17 protein-coding genes and 1 tRNA gene are annotated in these 19,088 nt (G+C 70.1%); 12 read left to right on the top strand and 6 right to left on the bottom strand.

Annotation, left to right across the window (positions count from 1 at the left end):
- Positions 1-282 precede the first annotated feature (282 nt).
- Positions 283-591, bottom strand: coding sequence for a WhiB family transcriptional regulator (locus TCUR_RS24110; protein ID WP_041440384.1), 309 nt, complete (start codon positions 589-591; stop codon positions 283-285).
- A 305-nt stretch (positions 592-896) separates the two neighbouring features.
- Between TCUR_RS24110 and TCUR_RS24105 the strand changes: the two genes are divergently transcribed.
- Positions 897-3,185, top strand: coding sequence for a penicillin-binding protein (locus TCUR_RS24105; protein WP_148233122.1), 2,289 nt, complete (start codon positions 897-899; stop codon positions 3,183-3,185).
- 102 nt (positions 3,186-3,287) lie between these two features.
- Here TCUR_RS24105 and TCUR_RS24100 read toward each other — a convergent pair whose 3' ends face one another.
- A complete protein-coding gene (locus tag TCUR_RS24100) occupies positions 3,288-3,743 on the bottom strand; it encodes a GatB/YqeY domain-containing protein (protein WP_041442932.1) in 456 nt (151 codons plus the stop codon).
- A 263-nt stretch (positions 3,744-4,006) separates the two neighbouring features.
- Between TCUR_RS24100 and TCUR_RS24095 the strand changes: the two genes are divergently transcribed.
- On the top strand, positions 4,007-4,879 hold the full coding sequence (locus TCUR_RS24095) for a metallophosphoesterase (RefSeq protein WP_052305732.1): 873 nt from the start codon (positions 4,007-4,009) through the stop codon (positions 4,877-4,879).
- Between the two features lie 94 nt (positions 4,880-4,973).
- Positions 4,974-5,047 (top strand) — tRNA-Pro (locus TCUR_RS24090).
- Between the two features lie 51 nt (positions 5,048-5,098).
- On the opposite strand, the gene TCUR_RS24085 is transcribed toward TCUR_RS24090, so the two are convergent.
- Positions 5,099-5,764, bottom strand: a complete 666-nt coding sequence (locus tag TCUR_RS24085; RefSeq protein ID WP_012855215.1) for a TetR/AcrR family transcriptional regulator — start codon at positions 5,762-5,764, stop codon at positions 5,099-5,101.
- 252 nt (positions 5,765-6,016) lie between these two features.
- Between TCUR_RS24085 and TCUR_RS24080 the strand changes: the two genes are divergently transcribed.
- The 7 genes from TCUR_RS24080 to TCUR_RS24050 all read left to right on the top strand — a co-directional run bounded on the left by TCUR_RS24080 (position 6,017) and on the right by TCUR_RS24050 (position 13,106).
- Positions 6,017-7,273 carry a YncE family protein gene (locus TCUR_RS24080; RefSeq protein WP_012855214.1) on the top strand — a complete coding sequence of 419 codons (1,257 nt, stop codon included), beginning with the start codon at positions 6,017-6,019 and terminating at the stop codon, positions 7,271-7,273.
- A gap of 313 nt (positions 7,274-7,586) precedes the next feature.
- The gene (locus tag TCUR_RS24075; RefSeq protein ID WP_041440382.1) at positions 7,587-8,375 is read left to right on the top strand and encodes a CARDB domain-containing protein; all 789 of its coding nucleotides are present in this window, start codon (positions 7,587-7,589) and stop codon (positions 8,373-8,375) included.
- Positions 8,376-8,707: 332 nt separating this feature from the next.
- The gene (locus tag TCUR_RS24070) at positions 8,708-9,604 is read left to right on the top strand and encodes an EcsC family protein (protein ID WP_083789945.1); all 897 of its coding nucleotides are present in this window, start codon (positions 8,708-8,710) and stop codon (positions 9,602-9,604) included.
- Positions 9,605-9,713: 109 nt separating this feature from the next.
- Positions 9,714-10,610: an oxygenase MpaB family protein gene (locus tag TCUR_RS24065; RefSeq protein ID WP_012855210.1), complete on the top strand. Its 897-nt coding sequence runs from the start codon at positions 9,714-9,716 to the stop codon at positions 10,608-10,610.
- Between the two features lie 244 nt (positions 10,611-10,854).
- Positions 10,855-11,166, top strand: a complete 312-nt coding sequence (locus TCUR_RS24060; protein ID WP_012855209.1) for a hypothetical protein — start codon at positions 10,855-10,857, stop codon at positions 11,164-11,166.
- Between the two features lie 33 nt (positions 11,167-11,199).
- Positions 11,200-12,465 carry a hypothetical protein gene (locus TCUR_RS24055; protein ID WP_012855208.1) on the top strand — a complete coding sequence of 422 codons (1,266 nt, stop codon included), beginning with the start codon at positions 11,200-11,202 and terminating at the stop codon, positions 12,463-12,465.
- On the top strand, positions 12,462-13,106 hold the full coding sequence (locus TCUR_RS24050) for a hypothetical protein (RefSeq protein ID WP_012855207.1): 645 nt from the start codon (positions 12,462-12,464) through the stop codon (positions 13,104-13,106). Before TCUR_RS24055 ends, TCUR_RS24050 begins: the two co-directional genes overlap by 4 nt.
- Before the next feature lie 118 nt (positions 13,107-13,224).
- Here the strand turns inward: TCUR_RS24050 and TCUR_RS24045 are convergent, their stop codons facing one another.
- Together TCUR_RS24045 and TCUR_RS24040 are read right to left on the bottom strand one after the other, a co-directional pair.
- Complete coding sequence (locus TCUR_RS24045; protein ID WP_012855206.1) at positions 13,225-13,704, bottom strand: YbaB/EbfC family nucleoid-associated protein; 480 nt, start codon at positions 13,702-13,704, stop codon at positions 13,225-13,227.
- Between the two features lie 292 nt (positions 13,705-13,996).
- Positions 13,997-14,281 carry a hypothetical protein gene (locus TCUR_RS24040; RefSeq protein WP_012855205.1) on the bottom strand — a complete coding sequence of 95 codons (285 nt, stop codon included), beginning with the start codon at positions 14,279-14,281 and terminating at the stop codon, positions 13,997-13,999.
- A 229-nt stretch (positions 14,282-14,510) separates the two neighbouring features.
- Here TCUR_RS24040 and TCUR_RS24035 point away from each other — a divergent pair, with 229 nt between their 5' ends.
- Together TCUR_RS24035 and TCUR_RS24030 are read left to right on the top strand one after the other, a co-directional pair.
- The gene (locus TCUR_RS24035; protein WP_012855204.1) at positions 14,511-15,812 is read left to right on the top strand and encodes a helix-turn-helix domain-containing protein; all 1,302 of its coding nucleotides are present in this window, start codon (positions 14,511-14,513) and stop codon (positions 15,810-15,812) included.
- An 11-nt stretch (positions 15,813-15,823) separates the two neighbouring features.
- Positions 15,824-16,300: a hypothetical protein gene (locus tag TCUR_RS24030; RefSeq protein ID WP_041440379.1), complete on the top strand. Its 477-nt coding sequence runs from the start codon at positions 15,824-15,826 to the stop codon at positions 16,298-16,300.
- Positions 16,301-16,330: 30 nt separating this feature from the next.
- Here the strand turns inward: TCUR_RS24030 and TCUR_RS24025 are convergent, their stop codons facing one another.
- Positions 16,331-18,595, bottom strand: a complete 2,265-nt coding sequence (locus tag TCUR_RS24025) for a hypothetical protein (protein WP_012855202.1) — start codon at positions 18,593-18,595, stop codon at positions 16,331-16,333.
- Positions 18,596-19,088: the final 493 nt, after the last annotated feature.

Below are 19,088 nucleotides of genomic sequence, written 5' to 3'. Positions count from 1 at the left end.
CCTAGTCCATTGCCGGCGGGTGGGCTGTGGAACTCTGACCGGCGGCCGAGCCGAGTAAACGATCATGGCCACATCCGGCCACCGCGCGGCCGTCACCTCTGTGACACCGCACTGCCTCGGGCGCGCCGGATCGTGCGGCGGCGGAACCGCGCAGACACGATCAGGGGCCGCACCCGTCACGGATACGGCCCCTGATCACGCTAGCTCTCAGCGTGCTGTGATCCGCACGTGCACTTCCAGCGGCCCGCGATGAACAGGTTCACCGGCCGGTCTGCGGTGCCGTCAGCTGGCGACCAGCGCGTTCCGCTTCTCCACGGACCGCTCATACTCCTCCTTGGCCGTCTCCAGCAGCGCTCGCCAGGAGGAAACGTCCGGCCGCCGCCGCAGCAGAGCCCGGCGCTCGCGCTCGGTCATCCCGCCCCAGACACCGAACTCGATCTTGTTGTCCAGAGCGTCCGCCAGGCACTCGGTCCGCACCGGGCAGCCCCGGCAGATCAGCTTTGCTCGGTTCTGGGCCGCACCTTGCACGAACAAGGCGTCCGGGTCCGCGTTACGGCAGGCGGCACGGGCGGTCCAATCCGTGATCCACATCTGGCCCCACTCCCCTAGGGTCTGCTGTGTCGATTGCGCTCCATTGGCCGGACGGGCGCGGACGTCAGGCCGCCAAACGAAAGCCGTGGGGAAGAACTTACGGAAGTAAGGACGGTTCCAACAGTCCCCGATGGGCCCATTCTCGATATAGCCCGCCCGGGCCATCCCTCCGGAACGGACTAGTCACCCCTCTGTGGTAGAAGCGCCCCGCCCCGTCTCACTGGCCCGGCCGGGGGACTTGTGCGCGAGCCCAGCTCGGGCGACCGATCCGGAAGTATGGGGCATCCGCGGGTACCGTAGATCCCGTGCTTGCGCAAAAAGAGGGTCGGAGGAACGCCTTCGCCCAGCTCATGCGGCTGCTGGGGGCGGGCGTGGTGGCCGGCGTGCTGGTCGCGTTCATCGCGCTGCCGGGGGTGGGCGGCGCGGGGCTGACCGCGCGGGACGCCGCCAACGGCTTCCAGAACATGGACGCCGAGCTCAACACGGCGCCGCCGCCGGAGAAGACGGTGGTCTACGACGCCCGCGGCAACCAGGTGGCGGTGTTCTTCGACAAGTACCGCGAGTCGGTGCGGCTGGACCAGATCGCCCCGATCATGAGGAAAGCGGTCATCGCCATCGAGGACTCCCGCTTCTACGAGCACGGCGCCCTCGACCTCAAGGGCACCCTCCGCGCGCTGGTCAACAACGCCAGCAGCGGCGGTGAGACCCGCCAGGGCGGCTCCACCCTCACCCAGCAGTACGTCAAGAACCTGCTGGTGGAGAACGCCAAGACCGACGAGGAGTACCGCGCGGCCACCGCTCCGACGCTGCAGCGCAAGATCAACGAGCTGCGGTACGCGCTGCACCTCGAGGAGACGATGACCAAGGACGAGATCCTCGAGGGGTACCTGAACATCGCCTACTTCGGCGGCGGCGCCTACGGCGTGCAGGCCGCCGCCAAGCGCTGGTTCAGCAAGCCCGCCTCCAAACTGGCCCTCCCGGAGGCCGCGCTGCTGGCCGGCATCACCCAGAACCCCAGCGCCTACGACCCCAAGCTGCACCCCAAGGCGGCGCGCCAGCGGCGGGACACCGTCCTGTACCGCATGGCGGAGCTCAACATGATCACCAGGGAGGAGGCCGAGAAGGCGGCGGCCCAGCCGATCGAGCTGAACGAGGACAAGCCCGTCGGCGGCTGCGAGACCAGCAAGGCCCCCTTCTTCTGCGAGTACGTCCGGTACGAGATGTACCAGATCCTCTCGGACGGCAAGTACTGGAAGCTGTCCAAGGAGCGTCAGGCCGAGGTGGAGAGCCGGCTCAAGCGCGGCGGGTACGTCATCCGCACCACGCTGGACATGAAGGCGCAGAACGCGCTGGACCGGGCGCTGCGCAGCCGGGTCTCGCCGACCAGCAACAAGGTCGCCGCCGAGGCCATGGTGCAGCCGGGCACCGGGCACATCAAGGCGATGGGGGCCAGCAAGCAGTTCGGCGCCGGCAAGGGCAAGACCACCCTCAACCTGGCCGCCGACGCCCAGCACGGCGGCGGCGTGGGCGTGTCGGCCGGCTCGACGTTCAAGACCTTCACGCTGGCCGCGGCGCTGGAGGAGGGCATCCCGGTCCGCACCAGCATCCACTCGCCCAGCCGGATGGTGATCGGCGGGTTCACCGACTGCGAGGGCAACGTCCACCACGGCTGGAACGTCGGCAACGCCGACCCGGCCGAGAACGGCCCCTACAACCTCAAGACCGGCACCTGGCTGTCGGTCAACACCTTCTACGCCCAGCTGCAAAAGCGGGTGGGACTGTGCGACGCGGTCAAGATGGCCGAGCGGTTCGGGATGAAGCAGGGCAACGGCCAGCCCCTCAAGCAGGTCATGTCCCAGGTGCTCGGCGTCAACGAGGTCGACATGGTGCACCTGGCCGCCGCGTACGCCGGGTTCGCCGCCCGCGGCAAGTACTGCGAGCCGGTGGCCGTCACCGAGGTCGTCGGCCCGGACGGCAAGAAGCTCAAGCTGCCCAAGAAGGAGTGCCGCCAGGCGGTCTCCCAGGACGTGGCCGACAAGGTCAACGAGATCCTGCAGGGCGTGCTGACCAAGGGCACCGCCAAGGGCCACGGCATCGGCCGGCCCGCCGCGGGCAAGACCGGCACCTGTGAGGCGTTCACCTGCGCCGCGTTCGCCGGGCACACCCCCAACCTGGCCGCCGCGGTCGCCTACTGGGACTACCGCGGCCCGTGGAAGTACAAGGTCTACGGCGTCTACGGCGCCACCATCCCGGCGCCGATCTGGGCGGCCAGCATGCGCGGCGCCCTGGCCGGGGAGCCCGCCCCGTCCTTCAACACCCCCGCCCGCGACTTCGGCGACACCGAGGAGGTCCCGGACGTGCGGGGCCGCCGGGTCCGCGAGGCCATCGCCATCCTCCGGCGCGCCGGGCTGACGTGGGAGATCGTGCCCAGGCGGGTGCCGTCGGACCGGCCGCGGGGCACGGTGGCCACCACCTCGCCCGGCCCCGGTGACGAAATCGAGCCGGGCGGCAAGGTGATGCTCTACATCAGCAGCGGCCGGGACCGCGGCCGTCCCGAACGCAACGAGGGCTTCCGGTGGCCCTGGGAGGACTGACCCTCCCCGGCCGGGCGGCCTGAGGAAGACCGCATGAGGCCCCGGCGGCGCGCGCCGCCGGGGCCTTTCCGCGTGCAAGGGCCTGACCGCCGGGCCGGCCGGTCAGGCGGTCAGCTGGCGCTTGACCTCGGCGGCCACCCGGGAGCCTTCGGCGCGGCCGGCGACCTTGGGGCCGATGGCCTTCATGACCTGGCCCATCGCCTTGGGGCCGGAGGCGCCGGTCTGCGCGATCACCTCGGCGACCAGGGCCGTCAGCTCCTCGTCCGACAGCTGGGCGGGCAGGTACCCGGCCAGCACCTCGCTTTCTGCGCGCTCGGCCCGGGCCTGCTCGGCCCGGCCGGCGCCGGCGAACGCCTCGGCCGCCTCCCGGCGCTTTTTGACCTCCCGCGTCAGCACCTTGATGATCTCGTCGTCGCTGAGCTCCCGGGCCTGCTTGCCGGCCACCTCCTCGTTGCGCACCGCCGTCAGCGCCATGCGCAGCGTGCGGGTGCGCAGCTCGTCGCGTGCCTTCATCGCGGCCGAGAGGTCGGCTTCCAGCTTCGCCTTGAGAGCACTCATGACGACCATCATGCCCGCAGTGGTCCGGGCGGCTCATCCCCATTAGCGGGACGCCGGGGCGAACCTGTTCCAACCCAGGGCCATCGTTCCCCTAGGGGACTGCTCCTGCGCCGAGCCGTGATGCCCTTTGTGCACCATCTGGGGAAGCAGTGGGCGAAAAGGTCCATTCGGCAGACCGGCGCATCTCTGACAGCATGGAAACCTCGGGAAGGCCGGGCTGGTAGGAGAAAACCGTGCGCAAGCTACACGCCATACCGCTGGGGATGGTGGCCGCCGGTGCCGCCACGTTCGGCTATGCCTCGCTGATCGAGCGGAACTGGTTCCACCTGCGCCGGCTCGAGGTTCCCGTGCTGCCCCCCGGCCGGCCCTCCATCAAGGTGCTGCACCTGTCCGACGTGCACCTGACCCCGGGCCGCAAGCGGCTGGCGCGCTGGATCCGCACCCTGGACGAGCTGGAACCCGACCTGGTGGTCAACACCGGCGACAACATCTCCCACCGCGAGGTCATCGGCCCGCTCCTGGACGCCCTGGGCCCGCTGCTGGACCGCCCCGGGGTGTTCGTCTACGGCTCCAACGACCTGTATTCCCCGGTGCTGAAGAACCCGCTGCGCTATCTGTGGCGGACCAGCCAGGCCGACTACCGGCGCCGCCAGCGCCTGCCCGACCTGCCCTACCGGGAACTGGGCGCGGCGTTGACGGCGGCCGGCTGGCTGGACCTCAACAACCGGATCGGCCGCCTGAAGGCCGGCGGGCTGGATGTGGAGTTCGGCGGCATCGACGACTCTCACGTCAACCGCGACCGCTACGACCGGATCGCCGGGCCCGTCGATCCCCAGGCCGACCTCCACGTGGGCGTCATGCACTCTCCCGAGCCCCGCAACCTGGACCGCTTCGCCGCCGACGGCTATGACCTGCTGCTGGCCGGGCACACCCACGGCGGCCAGGTCTGCGCCCCCTTCTACGGCGCGCTGGCCACCAACTGCGGCATCGACCGGTCCCGCGCCAAGGGGCTGCACCGCCACAACGGCGCCTGGCTGCATGTGTCCGCGGGGCTGGGGACCTCCCCGACGGCCCCGTTCCGCTTCTGCTGCCCGCCCGAGGCGTCCCTGCTGACCCTCGTCCCCCGCACCTCGTGATCGCCGTTGCGGGAAAACCGGAACGCACCACTGCCAACCATCCGCTAGACTCATCAAGGCACCGGGACTGAAGTTGCTTCCCGGGCGACCGCACCGGGGTGTAGCGCAGCTTGGCAGCGCGCTTCGTTCGGGACGAAGAGGTCGTGGGTTCAAATCCCGCCACCCCGACACTGGTCACAGAGGCCGGTTCCCAGCTCAGGGGACCGGCCTCTTGGCCGTTCAGGGGCCTTCGGGCTCCTGTGCGGCGGTGATGTGGAGCCTGCTCAACAGCATCTGCAGGAGCTCGTCGATGACCTGCTCGCAGGTGGCGTCCACCCAGCCGACGGCCCAGTCGTGCATGAGGCCGTTGACGGCGCCGACGAAGGCGGTCGCGGTGACGCGGTAGTCGCGGGCGGGGATCTCACCGCGGGCGATGGCGGCCTCGGCCTGCCGGCACAGGAAGTCGACCCAGCGGGCGCGGCGCTCCAGGCGCCGGCGGTCCAGGCGCGGGCTGACGCCGATGACTTCGACGAAGGCGATGCGGGTGTGGCGGGGGTCGGCGGTGACGGCGGTGGCGTAGGCGCGGAACAGCCGGGTGTAGCGGTCGATGGGCCCCAGATGCTCCACTTGGGGCAGGGCGGCCTGGACGGAGCGTTCGGCGACGTCGTTGACGTGCAGGTACAGCTCGCCCAGCAGGTCTTCCAGGTCGTGGAACTCTTCGTAGAACTGCCGGGTGGACAGCCCGGCGGCCCGGCAGACATCGGTGACCTTGGTGGCGCGGTAGCCGGGGCCGGCGCCGAACAGCTCCAGGCCCGCCTCCAGGAAACGCCTGCGGCGTTCGGCCTGCCGTTCGGCCGCGGACCTGCCCGCGTACCGGCCCGCCGCCGGTGTGATCCTGCCCGCCACGTTTCCTCCGCTCGGTGCCGTACCGATTCTGGCGCATCGGGTCTTGTGTGGCCCGTCACATCCGCCTACTATCGGGTAACCAATCTGAATACGGAGATATTCAGAGTCTGGATGCAGGGCTCACCGAGTACGCGGGCTTTCCGGCAGGTAACGCTCGATTGCCATATTCCGCCCGGGTGAGGATTTCCCGTCCTCACGCGGCTTTCAGATAGCGGAGCCCACTCCGTGTTTTCCCGCCCCTGGAGGAGGAACATGCCCGCCTCGGTCTTCGGACATTGGCGCAAATCCCTGCTGAGCGGCGCCATGACGGCGGTATTGGCCGCCGGCGCCGTCGTTTCCGCGAGCCCGGCGAGCGCCGCGCCGCAGCTGCAGGAGGTGATGCTCGTCGGCAACAACTGGGAGGGCACCGCCGACGTCATCAAATCCACCGGCGACTTCGCCAAGATCGGCCGGATCAACTTGATCCCCGACAAGCGGGACCGGCTGCGCGAGATCTACCTCGACCCCATCCGGCTGGCCTTCTTCCTGGGCATCCGCTACACCGTCGGCGAGGGGCACGACCAGTTCGTCGACGACATGTACACCACTCCCGACGGCTCGGCCATCGTGGTCTCCCGGCCCAGTTTCGCCGACGTGGCCTCCATCGACACCGCCACCGGCAAGCTCAAGTGGCGCTTCCGCGTCTCGGGCTTCCGCTCCGACCACATGGCCGTCTCCCCCGACGGCAACCGGGTGGCGGTGTCGGCCTCCACCGGCAACGTCGTCCACGTCCTGGACATCAACACCGGACGGGAGCTGGGCTCGTTCGCCACCGGCGACAAGCCCCACGAGAACGTCTTCACCCGCGACGGCAAGATCTGGAACATGTCGATCGGCGAGGTCAACAACGACTTCGACGCCCCCTGGCAGGACTTCCTCAAGGGCGACCGCCGCATCACCATCGCCGACGCCGAGACCTACAAGCGGGTCAAGATCATCGACATGCGGGACCGGCTGGACGCCTTCGGCCAGAAGAAGATGTCGGACGCGGTGCGTCCGGTCGCCTTCACCCCCGATGAGTCCAAGCTGTACTTCCAGGTGTCCTTCTTCAACGGCTTCTTCGAGTACGACGTGGCCGCCGACAAGATCACCCGGATGAAGACGCTGCCGAAGAACCCCGCCACCAGCGACGACCGCACCACCTTCGTCAACGACTCCCGCCACCACGGCATGGCCATGAACCCCGAGGGCACCAAGCTGTGCGTCGCCGGGACCATGGACGATTACGCCACCGTCGTCGACCGCGCCACGCTGCAGGAGGGCCCGCTGGTGCCGGCCGCCAAGCCGTACTGGGCCACCGTCAGCGGCGACGGCAAGGCGTGCGTCATCTCCGAAAGCGCCGCCGACCAGGTCACCGCCATCGACTTCGCCACCGGCCAGAAGATCACTTCCGTGCCGGTCGGCGACCACCCGCAGCGGGTGCGGCTGGCGCGCCTGCCGGTCGGCTGGACCGGGCCGTCCGGCGGCTGAGACCACGCGGAGAAAAAGAGGATCGACATGGGTGCCGGCCCCGCCTCGGACGGGGCCGGCACCCGGCCCGGACGGCGGCGGGGCGGCCCCGGGCGGGCCGGCCGCCGCAAAGAACCTGCTTACAGCCCATTTTCGAGCGAAATCACGGGGAGGCTGGGCGTTTTGTGCAAATGATCGCTACTATGCCGTTTGCTGTTGTTCTCGTGGCCGTCCCCGGCATCTCCAAACCGCCTTCGGACAAAGGAATCCGATGAAGCGAGGCCTTCTCCTGTCTGCAGTCGCAGTACTGACCGCGTTCGCCTCCTCCAGTCCGGTGAGCACCGCGGCGGCCCAGGCGCAGGGCGGCGACCTCGCCGTCACCATCGGGGGGCCGTCGAGGGTCAAGGCGGGCACCGAACTGACCTACCAGGCCACGGTCCGCAACAACGGCCCCGGCGTGATGTCCGGGGCGATCCTCCACATCGACCTGCGCGGCTCCACCGTCCTGAAGGCGGCGGGCTGCACCCGGGGCCGGTACATGGGCGACCTCTACGCCGACTGCAAGCTCCCCGCGCTGCAGCCCGGCCAGTCGCAGACGGTGCGCTGGACCAGCACGATGCCCAAGCCGAGCCCCACCGCCGACTTCCACGTGGTGCAGACGTTCGCCACCGTCTACCCCGAGAACTACGGCAGCGACTCGGACCCGACCAACAACTACGCCTTCATGTGGACCGAGTCGTTCCGCCAGAAGGGCGACCTGCGGGTCGGCGTGCAGGGCCCCAAGACCGCGGCTCCGAAGTCCACCATCAAGTACCGGGTCAAGGTGTGGCACTCGGGCAGGCGCGCCGCTGAGGGGACGAGGCTGGTGGTCAAGGCCTCCAAGAACGTGACCTCGCTGCGCGCCTCCGGCTGCACCTGGCGGGCCAAGAAGCGCCAGCTGGTCTGCTCGCTCGGCCTCATCTCGGGCCAGGGCCTGAGGAAGACCATCACCATCCGGGCGGTCACCAAGGCCAAGGCCGGCAGCAAGGTCACCGTGGCGGCGAAGGTCACCGCCGTCGCCCCCAAGGACCCGACCCCGGCCAACAACAAGGCCAAGGCCGTCACCTCCATCGTCAAGCGCTGAGCCCCTCAAGGCTCCTGCGACCTGCACCGCGCGAGGCGGGCTCTCCCGCCCGTTGGTCCGCAGGCTCGTGAAGGGGGCCTCGGCGTCCCGGGGAGCAAAGCGCCTGTCCTGAACTAAGAAAATGGTGCCTTGAAAAAGTCCGGGCGCTGAAGGCCGTGACGGGGAGATCCGCAAAGCCAGAGCTCAGTATGAGCTCTGGCTTTTATCCTTGCGGCATGTCTGAAGCTTTTGAGGAAACCCCCTCCCTGTCCTCTTACCGGATGTCCCCTTATGAGGAACGGCGGTGGGCGGAGCTGTAGCGGCACTGGGCAAAGAAGGCCGAGCGGCGGCAACTGCTCCCGCCGAAGGTCCGGGCGGCCCTCGGTGAAGCGGGCGGGCAGGTCAAAGGTGTCGCTTCGAAAGCGGGCAAGGCCGTCTCGAACGTCACTCCCCCCGCGGTGAAGAGCGGCATTGAAAAGGTGAGCGATGCCGCACTGGCGCCCACCGTCGCGGCGGTGGTCCACCTTCTCGACCTGGTCACCGAGTGGACGACCGAACTCATGGATCCCGAGAAGGTTCTGGAACACCACCGGGCGGCCGGACGCGAGGTCACCGAGCTTGCGGACCTCAAGGAGCTCGACCTTGAGCACCTTGATGAGTTCACCCGGAGGATGGCCCTGAAGTGGCGTACGAGCGGGGCACTCCAGGGCGGGGCGATGGGTGCGCTCGCAATGATCCCGTATGCGGGCGGCGTGGCGGCCATCACGCTGGACATGGTGGTGATGCACGTGCTGTCCACGGCGATCGCGACGCGCGTCTGTTACGCCTACGGGTTCGATGTGAGCGACGACGAGATGAGGCACCTGGTCGACCGGATGGTCCGGCGTGCCTATCGCAACCAGGCGCCGAAGATCCAGGCCGCGCGGGAGGCCAGTGCGGCGTTCACCGCCGCCAAGGGGCGGGTGCGGTGGAGCGCGAAGCTGCGCAACGACCACAGGCTGATGGCGGCCGTTGAGAGGCTCATGAAGCAGTTCGCGAACGGCCGCGCGGTCCCGGTCAGCAGGGTGGCCAAGGCGATGCCGGTGATCGCCGTGTTCGCCGGGGCGGGGACCAATGCCTACGTCCTGGGCGATGTGGCGCATCAGGCTCGCCTCTATGCCCAGACCCTCTTCCTGGCCGAGAAGTACAGGCTGCCCCTGCCTGAGAATCTCCGGCACCAGGACGACGACGAGTGGTCTCCCGAGGAGTAGCCGATCGTCACGGCGTCCAGGGGCACGGTCGCACGCACCCTGACCGCGGCATCATCTGAGATGTGAGACGAATATTGATTCGTGTCTCAATGGATGTAAGCATGTGCTTATGAACCTGCGCAGCAAGATCGATGAGTCCTACTGGTCGCTGCTGGCCGCCGCGCACCTGCCGGGCGAGCAGTACACCGAGCCGGTCGGCGATCCCGGGTACTTCGGTCCCGACTCGGCCATCTGGTACGTGCACGGCGATGTGTCCGGGGTGATCGGCGGCGTCTCCGGCCTGCTGCTGGGGACGCTGAACGAGCCGGTCATGCACGGCACCAACCAGCACTCCAGCTACCTGCAGGACCCCATCAAGCGGCTGGGCTTCACCGCCAGCTTCGTGCTGGGCGTGACCTACGGGTCCACCCCGGTCGCCGACAAGCTGGTCGGGATCGTCCGCAACATGCACAAGCGCGTCCAGGGCGCCATGCCCGACGGCCGGCCCTACTCGGCGACGCGTTCTGAGGACATCATCTGGACCGGCGTCACCCAGGCGTACTCGACCCTGCGCGCCCACGTCCGCTACCACCCCAAACCGCTGCGCGGCAAGGACCTGGACCGCTACTTCGCCGACTACGCCGTCATCAACGAACGGCTGGGGGCCAACGCCGCCGACATCCCCAAGTCCCGCGAAGAGGTCGAAGACTACTTCGCGATGATGCGCCCCCGCCTGACCGTCAGCGAGGAGACCCTGGAGGCCGTCCGCTTCCTGCGCGGCGCCTACGGCAACGACAAGCTCACCCAGGTCAGCAGCCAGATCATCAGCCGCGTCGCCACCGACCTGCTGCCGGATTGGGCCAAGCGGCTGCTGGGGCTGAAGCCCCGCACCCCGGTGACGCCGCTGCTGGCCCGGGCCGCCGGCATCGCCATCACCCGCACCCTCCGCTACGGCGTCCGCCACCGCAGCATCGAGGAGGCCCACGCCCGCGTCGGCGCCCCTTACACCCCGCCTTCGGCTCTTTAAAGGAACGCGTCCTCAAGATCTGTGCCCCGGAGCGCACACCGGACCTTTCGCCTGCTGCACGGCCTTGCCGGTGGCCTGGACGGATGTGTGATCTGGGGCACGTGCTTTTTTGCATCGGCGCCGCTTGCGGGCTGCTCCGTTCGGGACAAGAGGTTTCATCGGGGACGAGAAGGCTGTGATCAACTTCGCTGCGTAGTAGTCTTCGCACCGAATCGTCACGGCCGCCCCAGCCGACGGAGCCAGCATGGGAAACCCCGAACTCGAGTTTCGCACCGGGAACATCAAGAAGCTCTCCGGCGACCTGAAGAACACCGTCGCCCCCAAGTTCGACCAGGCCATGAAGCACATCGACGGTGACGGCACCATCGAGGGCGGCGACTTCAGCATCGTCGGCACGGTGGCGGCCATGTCCTACCCGATCGGCCTGCAGTACGCCTTCCAGGACCTGGCGACCCACAAAAGGCAGGTCGAAAAGTACGCCGACGCCGTCGCCGCGAGCGCCGAGAACTACCGCAAGTCCGAGGAGAGCAGCACGGTCAAGCGCACCCCCAAGTGACGCCGCGGCCGACCGACTGGAGAGGGCCCCCGCATGAGCCTGTACGGCAACGACAAGATGCTGATGGGCATCGCGAAAGCCGAAGTGACGGCCGCGATGCCCGTGCTGCCGCCCGCCTGGATCGTCAACTTCCTGTTCAAGCTGTCTGAGGGGGACGCCGCCAAGCTGGAGAAGGCCGCCACGGCGTGGGAGAAGACGGCCCAGGAGATCAGCGGCATCATCACCTCCATTCGCGACACCGCGGGCAAGCTGGCCAAGGAGGACTGGAACGCCGAGTCCCGGCAGATGTTCGAGCAAAAGGTGGACGCCATGTGCGAGCAGCTCGAACAGTCCCGGGCCTTCTGCGAGGTCGTCAAGAACGCGCTGCTGGTGTGCGCCGCCGCGCTATTGGCCTACGCCGTCTTCGCCGCGGCCATGGGCGCCTACCTGGCGGTGCTGGCGGCGGTCTTCGTCGCGGCGATCGCCGGGGTGGTCACCGCGCCCGCCGCCTCCAGCGCCATGGCGACCGCCGGCGTCTGCTTGAAGATCACCTATGCCGCGACCGCCGTGCTCGGCGGCGTCCTGAGCATCGCCGGGTCGATCTTCGGCATCCACGCCTGGGTCACCTCGGGCCGGCAGGAGAAGCTGGGCAACACCGAGGCCCGGGCCGACTTCAAGCAGGCCATGGTCAGCGGAGGCGTGACCGCGCTCACCAACCTGGCCCAGAACGCCGCCAACACCGGCTTGGCCTACGTCAACCGGTTCGACATGCCGCACAAGCCGTCCGGCCTCCCGCTGCAGAAGATCGACCTGGACGCCGACCGCAACAAGGACGGTACGTGGACCGTCGGCGGGGGCGGAACCGTCGGACGGGCCGGTTCCCCCTTCTCCATCGAAGGCGGCGGGAACATCAAGTTCAGCCGCAATGACGGCGACTTCCTGTTCAACGGGCTGGGGGCAGAAGGCAAGTACTCGCACACCCCGCCGGGCGGCCCCCAGTGGAGTGCCGGCGGCAAGCTCGACTACAGCGACGAGGACGGCGTTTTCCAGGGTCCCAAGAACGGTGAGCTCTCGGGCGGCCTGAACGGTGAATGGGGGATCGGGAACGGCGGCGCCAAACTCGAAACCGAGGGCAAGAAGAATTTCGAGGACGGCTCCTGGAAGATCTCCGGAAGCGGGGGCGGCACCTACCAGGGCGGTGACGTCGCCGGGTACAAGGGCGAATACGAGGTCAACGAGAAGGGCGAGGGCCAGTACCAGGGAACCTTCAATAACCCGATCTACGACATCCTGCACGGCGGTGATCAGGGGAAGAAATGAGCGCCGTCCATGTGTTGCCCGTCCTCAATGTGGAGCAGGTGAGTCCACATCTGGATTATCGGATCAGTGACGAGCATGGCAATGTCGTCGCTCAAGTGGACCAGACCGCCGGTCCCCGCCCCGGCTGGTGGAAGCGCAACGTCTTCGGCATGGTGGACCACTCCTCGGCCGTGACGCTCGATGCCCGCTCGGCCGACGGTGCTCCGATCTTCCGCCTGTGCCGTGACGCCTCGGAGAGCAAGGAGGGGCAGAACTTCTGCCGGCTGCTGGCGGCGTCCGGGCAGCCGCTGGGCCGTCTGGAAAAGCAGCAGGACGAGTACCTGGGTTTCTCGGCCGGGCTGTTGAACACTCCGACGACGACTTTCGTCGCGAAATACCGGCTGTACGGGGCGGACGGGAGCCTTGTGGGGGAGGCGGTCTCCGAGCCCATTGAGATGAGGATTCGCCAGGGCGGGGATGCCGTCTCGGCGACCGGCGATCACTATGTGATCAGCGACGCCTCCGGGCAGGAGGCGGCACGGCTGGAGGGCACCACCCTGGGAAGTCCGGACAAGCGCTTCACGCTCCGGTTCCAGCCACGCCTGCCGACCGACCTGCGTATCTTCGCACTGGCCACGCCGTTTGCGATGAAGCTGGTCTAGCAAGCCGCGTTTTTCGCAACTGCTCTGCCGGTGGCGGAAAACCCGGTGATGCGCCGCTTCAGCTCACGGTGTCGTCCCTGACCTGCGACGACCTGTATATGGGGGTGGCGGAAAAGGTTCAGTCGAGGTCGCGGGGCGGGGTCATGCGGCCGGCGATGTCCTTGGCCCGCTGCTGCTGCACGCTCAGTTCGCGGGCCATGTCCTGCAGCTGGACGGCGAAGTTGTTGCCGAGCTCTTCGATCTTCGCCAGCAGGGCGGACGGGTCGGCCAGGATCTTCTCCGGGTCCTCGCCCTGCGCGCCGTAGAGCTCTGCGGCCAGGGAGCCGGTCTTGTCCTGGAAGTCCTTGAAGGCGGCGTTGACCGCGGCGCGGATCTCGGTGCTGATGTCCTCGACGGGCATCCGCAGCACGCGGGGATCGATGTCCAAGACGGCCAGGCCGTTTTCGCTGTCGACCTCGGCTGTGATCCGGCCCTCGGCGGCCTCGCCCTTGCCGCGCACCTGGGACATGCGCTCCTGGAAGTCACGCATGCGTTCGACGTCTTTTTCCATCGCGCTTTGAAAGCGCTCGAAGCCGGCGTTGGCAACGGAATAGTCCATCGCGCCTGTGTCCTCCCTGGGGGAACCCGGCCAGCCGTGCCGGATTGAGGAGATGTCCTCACCCGGTGGCCGATGCGAACGTCGTATGCGCGCCGCCGGGCATGCTTCCGCAGTCGGGAGAATATCGCGATTTGAGACGGCCCTGCCGAAGCTTCGGACATGCGGCCGCGGGAGCGCCGTTGTGCTCGGCGAGCCGAATGCCGTCCGGTGAAACCGGAAGCGCGGCCACCGGGCCCGTCCGGGGTCCAGGCGGGTGGGACGGGACCGGTGGCCGGCCGAATCGCCGGGGTGGTCAGCGTCGCGCGGCCACCGCGCCCTTGATGGCCACCACGGCGTCCTGCAGGTGCTCGCCGCCCGCCGGGGCGATCGCCGCGCCGCCGGCGAAGCGGAACCATGGCTCCCCGCCGCAGTCCTCCCGGTAGTCGCAGCGGACCTGCACCGGCGAGCCGGACGGGACCGGGATGACCAGCAGCGGTTCGGACTCGGCCACCTCCACCTCGTACCCGTGGGCCTTGAGCGCCTGGGTCAGCGCCCACACGCGGACACGGCGGGCGTCGGTATCGCGGGGATCGTCCATTGCCGCTGATTCCTTCTGGTGCGCCGAACCTTCCTCAGGCACCCGCCCACCGACGTGACGGCCGGCTCCCGCCACGGCTGGGCCGCCTGCTTGAGAAAGATTCACTGGTGATGGGCTTGTGACAGCGATACTCGGGTGCCGGACCGCCGCTGCGGAACCGGCGACCACTCATAGGATTACCGCGATTACCAGCAGAACTCCCGCAGGTTGCAGGCGTGGCGCGTAGCCTATGGTCGTGTACCGGAAACCCCGTAGCCTTCCGCCGGACTTCTGGTTCGCCCCTGCGGTGGTCAATGCCTTGGCAAATTGCGACATTCCGGTTCTTCTTGAAGAAATCCGGCGTGCGCACGGTTGGACGCAGTCGGACCTGGCCGCGGCGGTCGGCTACTCCCAGAGCTGGGTTTCCAAGGTGATCCGGCGTGCCCAGCCGCTCACCATCGACCAGGTCCGCGAGATCGCACGCCGGCTCGGCATACCGGCGGGGCTGCTGCGGATCGGCGACCCGGGAGGTGACGACCCCACGAACCGCCGAGAGTTCGGCAAGGCACTGGGGATGGCCTTGCTGCCCCTGCCGCGCGGCGCCCGGGTGGACGAGACCACCGCGGCCACGCTGACCGCCATCACCGGCGGCCAGCGGCGACTGGATGCCACCACCCCGGCCCGGGAGCTGGCGCGCGGCGTGGTCGCGCACGTCAAGATGGCCGACCGGCTGTATGCCCGCTGCGGCGGCGGCCGGGCCGCGGCCAAGGTCGCGGCGGCCATCAGCGAGGCAGCCGGGTTCGCCGCCTGGCTGCACATGGACATGCAGGACTTCGGGAGTGCGCGCGCCTACTACCGGCTGGCCGTGGAACGCGCCAGACAGGCCGGGGACGATCTGCTGGCGGCCTACATGATCGGCAGCCTGGCGGCGTTCGAGGTCGACGCCGACGACCCCTTCCTGGGCCTGGGGTACATCGCCGAGGCCCGCAAGCAGCTCGGCCCGGCCTCCCACCCCACCTCGCGCGCCTGGCTCGCCTCGATCGAGGCCCTCGCCCATGCCACCGCCCACCGCAACGAGCTCGACGCGCAGCGGGCCGAGCAGGCGCTGCAGGCGGCCGAGCGGGCCATCGCCGAGGCCCCGGCGGCCGATCCGCCGCCCTGGCCGTGGGTGTTCCCTTTCGACCGTGCCAAGCTCGCCGGGTACCGGGCCTTGGTGGCGGTGCGGCTGGACCGGCCCGAGCAGGCGCTGGCGGCCTTCGGCGAGTCACTGGCCAGCGCCCAGCCCGCCCCCAAGCAGCGCGCCGCCGTCATGCTGGAGGTCGCCACCGCGCTCCGGCAGGCCGGGCAGCGCGAGCACGACACCGAGCGGATCGAGGAGGCCTTCCGGCTGGCCGGGCAGGCTCTCCAGATCGGGGTGTCGCATTCCTCCGAGCGCGTCATCCAGCGGGCCCGCCGCTTCTACCGGGCCTATCGCGGCCCGCGGACGCCCGCGGTCGGTGAGTTCGGCCACCGGCTGCACACAGCTCTCCAGATTCGTGCCTCTTTGGGGTAAAACGACCAAATATGCCCCGTATTGCCATCTCAGGTCATCGTGGCCTGCCGCCCGCCACAGAGCGCCTGGTGGACAAGGCCCTGCGCGACGCCCTCGCCGCGGCGGGCCCGGCCGTCACCGGCCTGTCATGCCTGGCCGACGGCGCCGACCAGATCTTCGCCCGCGCCGTCCTCGACCACGGCGGCACACTCGAGGTCATCGTCCCCGCCCGGCGCTACCGCCAGGGACTCCCCGAGCAGGCCCGCCCCGATTACGACCGCCTGCTGGCCGCCGCCGCGCGAGTGCACCGCATGCCCGCGGAGGAGTCGGACGCCCAGGCGCACATGGCCGCCGGCGTCCGCATGCTCGAGATGGCCGACGAGCTGTGGGCGGTCTGGGACGGCAAACCGGCCCGGGGCTACGGCGGCACCGCCGACGTGGTCGCCTGCGCCCGCGACCGGGGCGTCCCCGTCCGCGTGTTCTGGCCGAGGGGCGCCCGGCGCGACTAGCGCCTCACCGCCGCGCCCCGCACCGGCCGGTCACGGCGAGTCGGGAACCGTCGCATCCAGCTCATCGGCGCGCTCCAGCAGCGCCCGGGCCTGGGCGTGCCGGCCCAGGGCGGACAGGGCGCGGGCCTTCTCCCGCAGCGCTATGCACAGGCCGCGCACATGGGCGGGGACGTGGACGGGCAGCCGCTCGAAGATGGCGGTGGCCCGGGCCGCCACGCCCAGCGCCTCCACCGGGCGCCGGCAGGCGCGCAGGTGATGGCTGAGATCGTTGAGCAGGAGACCCAGCTGCGCCGCGTGCGGCCCGTCACCGTGCTCATCCGGCTCCAGCAGGGCGATGCTCCGGCGGATGAGCCGGACCGCCTGCACGGGGTCGCCGAGCCCATAGCGCGACCACGACATCCTGCCCAGGGCGACGGCCCGGGAGAGCGGGTCCTGGGCGCACAATGCCTCGGCGCGCCGCAGCACGGGCAGCGCCTCCTCATACCGCTGCAGTTCGTTCAGGTACCCGCCCAGGGTGATCAAAGTCCTGCCCAGGTCCAGGCCGGCCTGTGCGCCCTCCAGGGCTTCGAGCACTTCCGCGTCCCGGGTGGCGACGCGGACGGCGGCCTCCAGATCACCGATCACCGCCAGGCGGGAGGCGGTGCGGGGGAGCACGTTCAGCAGCTCGGGACCGTAGCGGGCCGGGTCGCGCTCATACAGCTCCTCGAGGATCTCGGTGGCCTGCACGCAGGCCGCCGCGGCCTGCTGCGCCTCCCGCAGCGCTGCATGGTGGTCCGACAGGTTCGCCAGCACCTGGGCCAGCCGCAGCCGGGTGTGCGGATCGGTGCCCAGCTGCGCCAGCGCGTCGGCGGCCTGCCGGGCGGTGTCGCGGGCGGCGGCGTGGCGGCCGAGCCGCTGCAGGCACACCGCCAGGGAGTTCAACGCGCCGGGACGCTGGGGATGGCCGGTCTCCAGCAGGTCGAGGGCGCGCCGGACGGCGGCGGCCGCCTCCTCCAGGCGGTCCAGGGCCAGCAGCCGGTTGCCCAGGTGCTGCCAGGCGCGGGCCAGGTCCTCCCGGTGCCGCTCGGGGTCTGCTTCGGCCAGCTCCCGCCAGCAGCGCAGGGCCCGCCGGGCCGCCCGTTCGGCGTCCTCCTCCGCGCCGGTGCGGGCCAGCAGCCCGCTGAAGTGCTCGTGGGCGAGCGCGAGAGGAAGCTTGGACGGCAAGGGCTCGGCGACGGCCAGCGCCCGCTCGGCCAGGCGCCGCGCGTCCCGGTGCCGCCCGGTCAGCAGGCGGTGGGCGGAGACCCGCAGCAGCGTCTCCACATAGGCGGGAGCCCACTGGGGGTCGTCTTCGGCGAGCGACTCGTGCAACGGCAGGGTCGCGGCGACGGTCTCGGCGGCCTCTCCCGGCAGGCCCGCCGCGGCCAGCGCCTCGGCCAGGCGGCTCAGTTCCCGGGCCAGCACCGGGCGGCAGCGGGGCGTCGCCGACGGCAGCGCCTCGGTCAGCACCTCCCGCGCCTGCAGCGGATGTCCCCCGCCTGCCAGCAGCCGGGCGTAGCGGGACCGGGTGAGGGTGCGCAGCCACGGGTCGAAGGGCACGGCGGCGTCCGCGGCCTGCACCGCGCCCTTGGCCAGGAGCGTCCGCTCCGGCAGCAGCTCGCGTTCGTCCTCTCCGGCCGACAGCTCATGGAGCATCAGCGCCAGCCGCCTGGCGTGCCGGGGGACGGCGGCGGCCAGGTCGGCCGACAGTTCGGCCAGCTCCCGGGCGAAGGGCTCGGCCTCGGCGGACCGCCCGGCGTCCAGCAGGACCTTCAGGTGCTCGCGCAGGGCCAGGATCAGGGCGTGCCACAGCTCGGTGTCCCGGGGGGAGAAGGCGTCCCGCAGCAGCGCAAGGGCGCGGCCGGAGACCTCCAGGGCCTCCTCGTGCCGTTCCAGGGCGCGCAGCTCCTCCCGCAGCGCCGACAGCGTCCCGGCCACCTCGACCGGGTCGGCGGCGGGGTCGCAGGTCAGCAGGTCGATCGCGAGCCGCCGGGCGAACAGGTGGTGCTCCAGCATGCCCAGCTGCCGAAAGCGCCGGCCCAGCTCGCTTGCCGCCTCGCTCAGCTCCCCGTAGGGCAGTCCTGTCCGGTCGCCGGTCCACTTCCAGGCCAGCCCGGTGCGCCTGGCCATGGCCTCCAGGTGCCGCAGGTCCCGCAGGAGGCGGCCGGTGGACGGCGCGCCGGGACGGGCGGGAAGGGCGAAGGAAGCCGTCGGCCGCCCGGCCGGTGCGGGCTGTTCCTCCGCCTCCCGGTGCCTGGACGGGGTTGCGCGGTCCATGGCCGGTGCGCTCCTTTCTGTCCTGCTTCTCCTGGGCCGGGCTCACGCCCCGGGGCCGGGGTCGGGCCGGTGCGGTGAGGTCGCGGCGCTTTCCCGCAGCGGCCCGGTGCGGACCGGGAGGTGTCCCGGGCGGGCGGCTGCAAGATCCATCACCTGGTGCGGTTCTTCCTGATCAGGGGCGGGGCGTCGGCCGGCGGCCGGGGGCTGTTGCGGTCTTCTCGTGCGGGGGCGGCGGGGTCACTTGGGCGGGATCGGGGGTGCTGCGTGCTCGGGCGGGGGGAAGCGGCCGGGTCCACGGGCCCGGTGGGCGCCGGCGGGGGCGGTGTCCGGGCGTGCGGTCATGGAAGTCTCCGTGGACGGGCGGAAGGCGGCGCCGCTTCGGTGGCGCCGCCTTGCCGGGCGGCTCGTTCCGCGCGGCGGTGATGCCCGCGATCTGTCCCCGGACGGGCGTCCGTCACCGGCCGCCCACCAGGTAACGGATGTCCCGTCAACG

It is taken from the genome of Thermomonospora curvata DSM 43183 (assembly GCF_000024385.1).
GTDB lineage: Bacteria > Actinomycetota > Actinomycetes > Streptosporangiales > Streptosporangiaceae > Thermomonospora > Thermomonospora curvata.
The sequence above is the reverse complement of the archived record's forward strand: the minus strand, read 5'-3'. Positions and strand labels throughout refer to the sequence as shown.

Excerpts from the sequence above, each read along its gene's own strand:
- TCUR_RS24110 (WP_041440384.1), bottom strand. The coding sequence starts at position 591 with ATGTGGATCACGGATTGGACCGCCCGTGCCGCCTGCCGTAACGCGGAC.
- TCUR_RS24100 (WP_041442932.1), bottom strand. The coding sequence starts at position 3,743 with ATGAGTGCTCTCAAGGCGAAGCTGGAAGCCGACCTCTCGGCCGCGATG.
- TCUR_RS24095 (WP_052305732.1), top strand. The coding sequence starts at position 4,007 with ATGGTGGCCGCCGGTGCCGCCACGTTCGGCTATGCCTCGCTGATCGAG.
- TCUR_RS24080 (WP_012855214.1), top strand. The coding sequence starts at position 6,017 with ATGCCCGCCTCGGTCTTCGGACATTGGCGCAAATCCCTGCTGAGCGGC.
- TCUR_RS24065 (WP_012855210.1), top strand. The coding sequence starts at position 9,714 with ATGAACCTGCGCAGCAAGATCGATGAGTCCTACTGGTCGCTGCTGGCC.
- TCUR_RS24060 (WP_012855209.1), top strand. The coding sequence starts at position 10,855 with ATGGGAAACCCCGAACTCGAGTTTCGCACCGGGAACATCAAGAAGCTC.
- TCUR_RS24055 (WP_012855208.1), top strand. The coding sequence starts at position 11,200 with ATGAGCCTGTACGGCAACGACAAGATGCTGATGGGCATCGCGAAAGCC.
- TCUR_RS24050 (WP_012855207.1), top strand. The coding sequence starts at position 12,462 with ATGAGCGCCGTCCATGTGTTGCCCGTCCTCAATGTGGAGCAGGTGAGT.
- TCUR_RS24045 (WP_012855206.1), bottom strand. The coding sequence starts at position 13,704 with ATGGACTATTCCGTTGCCAACGCCGGCTTCGAGCGCTTTCAAAGCGCG.
- TCUR_RS24040 (WP_012855205.1), bottom strand. The coding sequence starts at position 14,281 with ATGGACGATCCCCGCGATACCGACGCCCGCCGTGTCCGCGTGTGGGCG.
- TCUR_RS24035 (WP_012855204.1), top strand. The coding sequence starts at position 14,511 with ATGGTCGTGTACCGGAAACCCCGTAGCCTTCCGCCGGACTTCTGGTTC.
- TCUR_RS24030 (WP_041440379.1), top strand. The coding sequence starts at position 15,824 with ATGCCCCGTATTGCCATCTCAGGTCATCGTGGCCTGCCGCCCGCCACA.
- TCUR_RS24025 (WP_012855202.1), bottom strand. The coding sequence starts at position 18,595 with ATGGACCGCGCAACCCCGTCCAGGCACCGGGAGGCGGAGGAACAGCCC.